Genomic DNA, 4,537 nt, shown 5'->3' on the forward strand with positions numbered 1-4,537 from the left:
TAAGCAGAGTTTTTGAAATGTAAGGCCTTTGAATAAGACAAAAGGCTGCCTCATCGCTAACTTTGCAACAGTGCCCTTGATATCTAGTATGACGTCTGTCGCACCTGCTTGATCGCGGCCGCGATAGCTAGATCGCGTTGCTCCTCTTCTCCATCCGCGTTCCAAGCTGCGGAAAGGCACCCATAAGCGTACGCCTGGTCGAGCAGGCGACGCGGATCGACGTCCAGCGCACGAGAGAATGCGTCCGCCATCTGTGCAATGCGTCTAGGATCGAGACAAAGGTCGTCTCTGTCAGCCGGATCGTAGAACATATTGGCGGCGCCAAAGCCCACTTCACCGACCAGACCGACGGGATCTATCACCAGCCAGCCGCGACTGGAGAACATGATGTTTTCATGATGCAGATCGCCATGTAGCCCACGCAGTTCCGAGGCATTGCTCATCATTTGATCGGCTATAATCGCCGCGTGGACGTAGTCAGTTTGACAACCTGCGTTTTGATCATCGCGCGCCCGCTGAAACAAAGCTGCAAAGCGATCCCGGATCGGGAGAAGGGCAGAAGGCAGGGGTTCCTCAGATGCGGCATACAGCTTCGCCATTAGTTCCGCTGCAATTTCGGTCGCCTGGTAGTCGCCGTGCTCGGCAACGATGTGAGAGAGCATTCGCTCCCCGGCATATTCGAGCAACATCAGATTGTTCTCACGACCGAGCAACCGGACTGCTCCCCTCCCATTGCGCCATACCAGATAGTCGGCCCCGCGCAGTTCATCAGCAATGTCTTCTATAGGTTTCAATCCCTTGACGATTGCAGGAGTCCCGTCTGGCAATGAAACTTTCCAAACGAGGCTGGAAAAGGTGTCCGCAATGAGAACAGGTTGCGAAACGTGCCAATGAGCAGGAAAAACAGGCGGCATGAACATCAACCCCAAGTCAGAGGGTCCAATCGCAGATAGAAGGCAAGGCGTTCGCGGTCGGGGGCTTCGATCCCCAATACATTGAATAGGACAGCGAAGGCGCGCTCTGCTTCATCTGGCGCTGCCCAGTTCTCTTCGGCGTTAGCAATCATGAGTGCCAAATCGGCATAGCGATCTGCTGTTCCGAGCCGCCCAAGGTCGATCAGACCCGTGCATTGAAGAGTTTTAGGGTCCACCATGAAGTTCGGCATGCAGGGATCACCATGGCAAACAACCATATCGGTGCGCTCTTGGTCGAGCCGCACCGGTAGCTCTCGTTCGACACGAGCCAAAAGATCGAGCTGCGGCGTACTCTTGTCCTCGTCCGGTAAGAAGTCGGGATTGACGGCATTGCGGGACACCACATCAACGGCGCGTCCGAACATTCGCGACAGCCTGCGCTCAAACGGACATTGATCAACCGATAGGCTGTGAACAGCGCCAAGTTGCTGCCCCATTGACGGCCACGCTTTGAGCAAATCCGCTCCAGACAGATCAGCCGCCGGTACTCCCGGAATTGCCGTTATCACCAAGCATGCACCCTCCTGTTCCTCCTGCCAGTTGATGACCTCGGGGCAAGCCACACCTCGACCTTTGAGCCAAATGAGGCGGTCACGCTCTCCAGCGAGCTCACCGCGGCGGGAAGCAGGTGCGATTTTCGCGAAGGCATGCCCGTCACCACGTCGAAAAACAAAATCACCAGATTCTCCGCCTCTGACAGGCAACCAGTCAGAATGCGATTCACCAAAAAAAATATTAGTTCGATTCAATGGAGGTTCCTTCAGTTTTCTGATGAAGCGCGAATATAGAGAAATATCCCGAATGTGCAGTTAACGAATTCTTGCGGTTTCTTTTAGCGCCGCCAATACCGCCAGCCCGTCGCGCAAGGGGCGCGGCTCGTGTGTGCGGATGAAGTCAGCTCCACCTGCGGCGGCGGCAAGCTCTGCAGCGAGTGTCGCGGCCCCGACATCCCCCGGACCACGGCCTGTGAGCGCGCGCAGAAAGGATTTGCGCGAAACAGACAGAAGCACCGGCAAATCGAAGCGCAGCCGCAATTCATCGAACCGCGCCAGCACCGAGAGCGAGGTTTCGGGAGCAGCCCCCAGAAAAAACCCCATGCCGGGATCAAGGACAAGGCGGTTGCGTTTGATACCGGCACCCGTCAGCGCCGCGATGCGCGCGTCAAAGAACGCCGCAATGTGATCCATGATGTCGCCAGCGGGTGCCTCGCGCCGATCTGCCTGCCCGTCTTGCACCGAATGCATAACGACGAGTTTGGCAGATGATTTCGCCAATTGCGGATAGAACGCAGCGTCTGGAAAACCGCGAATATCATTGAGATAGGCCACACCACGCGACAAGGCATAGGCTTGCGTCGCGGGTTGATAACTGTCGAGCGAGACGGGAATGCCATCTGCCTTGAGCGCGTCCAGCACCGGCGCGATACGCTCGATTTCTGTGTCGGACGAAACAGGCGCGGCGTCGGGGTTGCTGGATGCCGGACCGAGGTCGATCACATCTGCCCCCTCGGCCATCAGCTTACGCGCCTGCGCAATGGCTGCGTCTGGCGCCAGATACCGGCCTCCATCGGAGAAACTGTCCGAGGTTATGTTGACGATGCCGAAAATGATGAGCGATTTATTCATGGGGGCTTCTATAATAATAATAATCGAGCATGAGTCTCATACGGATGCTCGGGTCGAAAGGGAATCCCCAGGCGAGTAACCTGTTTGCGGTGATCCATTAGCTGCAGGAGCAGAATAGCATACATCTGGAAGCAAAGCCAGGAAAGCGGCCTATGGAGCTGTGCGGCAGCGCTCAGTAGGCAATTTTTCAAAATATTGTTAAGCCTTTTCTGAGCATGGTATTTTTCATGGTATTACCAATTAGCAGGAAAATAAGCCATTGAATATAAAAGATAAAAATGTCTTGTTTACAATAGAGTGGGGGGGGGCAGCCTGCCGCCTTGGGCCGGGTGATGTCGTACTTGCCCGCCGCGAACTCGGTTACCGTCCAGCCCAGCGCGACCAGCTCCGGCAACGCCTCGCGCACCCGCTGGCGGCGCTTGCGCATGGTCGAACCACTGGCCTCTGACGGCCAGACATAGCCGCACAAGGTATCTATGGAAGCCTTGCCGGTTTTGCCGGGGTCGATCCAGCCACACAGCCGCTGGTGCAGCAGGCGGGCGGTTTCGCTGTCCAGCGCCCGCACCTCGTCCATGCTGATGCGCACATGCTGGCCGCCACCCATGACGGCCTGCGCGATCAAGGGGTTCAGGGCCACGTACAGGCGCCCGTCCGCCTCGTCGCTGGCGTACTCCGACAGCAGCCGAAACCCCTGCCGCTTGCGGCCATTCTGGGCGATGATGGATACCTTCCAAAGGCGCTCGATGCAGTCCTGTATGTGCTTGAGCGCCCCACCACTATCGACCTCTGCCCCGATTTCCTTTGCCAGCGCCCGATAGCTACCTTTGACCACCATGGCATCAGCGGTGACGGCCTCCCACTTGGGTTCCAGGAACAGCCGGAGCTGCCGTCCGCCTTCGGTCTTGGGTTCCGGGCCAAGCACTAGGCCATTAGGCCCAGCCATGGCCACCAGCCCTTGCAGGATGCGCAGATCATCAGCGCCCAGCGGCTCCGGGCCGCTGAACTCGATCCGCTTGCCGTCGCCGTAGTCATACGTCACGTCCAGCTTGCTGCGCTTGCGCTCGCCCCGCTTGAGGGCACGGAACAGGCCGGGGGCCAGACAGTGCGCCGGGTCGTGCCGGACGTGGCTGAGGCTGTGCTTGTTCTTAGGCTTCACCACGGGGCACCCCCTTGCTCTTGCGCTGCCTCTCCAGCACGGCGGGCTTGAGCACCCCGCCGTCATGCCGCCTGAACCACCGATCAGCGAACGGTGCGCCATAGTTGGCCTTGCTCACACCGAAGCGGACGAAGAACCGGCGCTGGTCGTCGTCCACACCCCATTCCTCGGCCTCGGCGCTGGTCATGCTCGACAGGTAGGACTGCCAGCGGATGTTATCGACCAGTACCGAGCTGCCCCGGCTGGCCTGCTGCTGGTCGCCTGCGCCCATCATGGCCGCGCCCTTGCTGGCATGGTGCAGGAACACGATAGAGCACCCGGTATCGGCGGCGATGGCCTCCATGCGACCGATGACCTGGGCCATGGGGCCGCTGGCGTTTTCTTCCTCGATGTGGAACCGGCGCAGCGTGTCCAGCACCATCAGGCGGCGGCCCTCGGCGGCGCGCTTGAGGCCGTCGAACCACTCCGGGGCCATGATGTTGGGCAGGCTGCCGATCAGCGGCTGGATCAGCAGGCCGTCAGCCACGGCTTGCCGTTCCTCGGCGCTGAGGTGCGCCCCAAGGGCGTGCAGGCGGTGATGAATGGCGGTGGGCGGGTCTTCGGCGGGCAGGTAGATCACCGGGCCGGTGGGCAGTTCGCCCACCTCCAGCAGATCCGGCCCGCCTGCAATCTGTGCGGCCAGTTGCAGGGCCAGCATGGATTTACCGGCACTGTTGCAAAGTTAGCGATGAGGCAGCCTTTTGTCTTATTCAAAGGCCTTACATTTCAAAAACTCTGCTTAC

General features: G+C 59.1%; 4 protein-coding genes and 1 pseudogene. All 5 read right to left on the reverse strand.

Features of this window, described 5'->3' with window-relative positions; translation table 11 throughout:
• Window positions 1-83 precede the first annotated feature (83 nt).
• On the reverse strand, window positions 84-920 hold the full coding sequence (locus tag ACLJRH_RS25995) for an aminoglycoside O-phosphotransferase APH(6)-Id (protein ID WP_000480968.1): 837 nt from the start codon (window positions 918-920) through the stop codon (window positions 84-86).
• Entirely contained in the window at window positions 920-1,723 is an 804-nt protein-coding gene (aph(3'')-Ib, locus tag ACLJRH_RS26000) for an aminoglycoside O-phosphotransferase APH(3'')-Ib (RefSeq protein WP_001082319.1), read from the reverse strand. The genes ACLJRH_RS25995 and aph(3'')-Ib overlap by 1 nt, the downstream gene beginning before the upstream one ends.
• Window positions 1,724-1,783: 60 nt before the next feature.
• Window positions 1,784-2,599, reverse strand: coding sequence for a sulfonamide-resistant dihydropteroate synthase Sul2 (gene sul2, locus ACLJRH_RS26005; RefSeq protein ID WP_001043265.1), 816 nt, complete (start codon window positions 2,597-2,599; stop codon window positions 1,784-1,786).
• Window positions 2,600-2,786: 187 nt separating this feature from the next.
• The gene (gene repC / locus ACLJRH_RS26010; RefSeq protein WP_000240537.1) at window positions 2,787-3,758 is read right to left on the reverse strand and encodes a replication protein C, IncQ-type; all 972 of its coding nucleotides are present in this window, start codon (window positions 3,756-3,758) and stop codon (window positions 2,787-2,789) included.
• Window positions 3,745-4,464 (reverse strand): annotated as a pseudogene (locus ACLJRH_RS26015) (helicase RepA family protein); the annotation flags it as partial. The gene repC and the pseudogene ACLJRH_RS26015, both read right to left, overlap by 14 nt.
• Window positions 4,465-4,537: the final 73 nt, after the last annotated feature.

The organism is Salmonella sp. SAL04162, assembly GCF_046551535.1.
GTDB lineage: Bacteria > Pseudomonadota > Gammaproteobacteria > Enterobacterales > Enterobacteriaceae > Salmonella > Salmonella enterica.

Coding starts and splice junctions, on each gene's coding strand:
- ACLJRH_RS25995 (WP_000480968.1), bottom strand. CDS start 920: ATGTTCATGCCGCCTGTTTTTCCTGCTCATTGGCACGTTTCGCAACCT.
- sul2 (WP_001043265.1), bottom strand. CDS start 2,599: ATGAATAAATCGCTCATCATTTTCGGCATCGTCAACATAACCTCGGAC.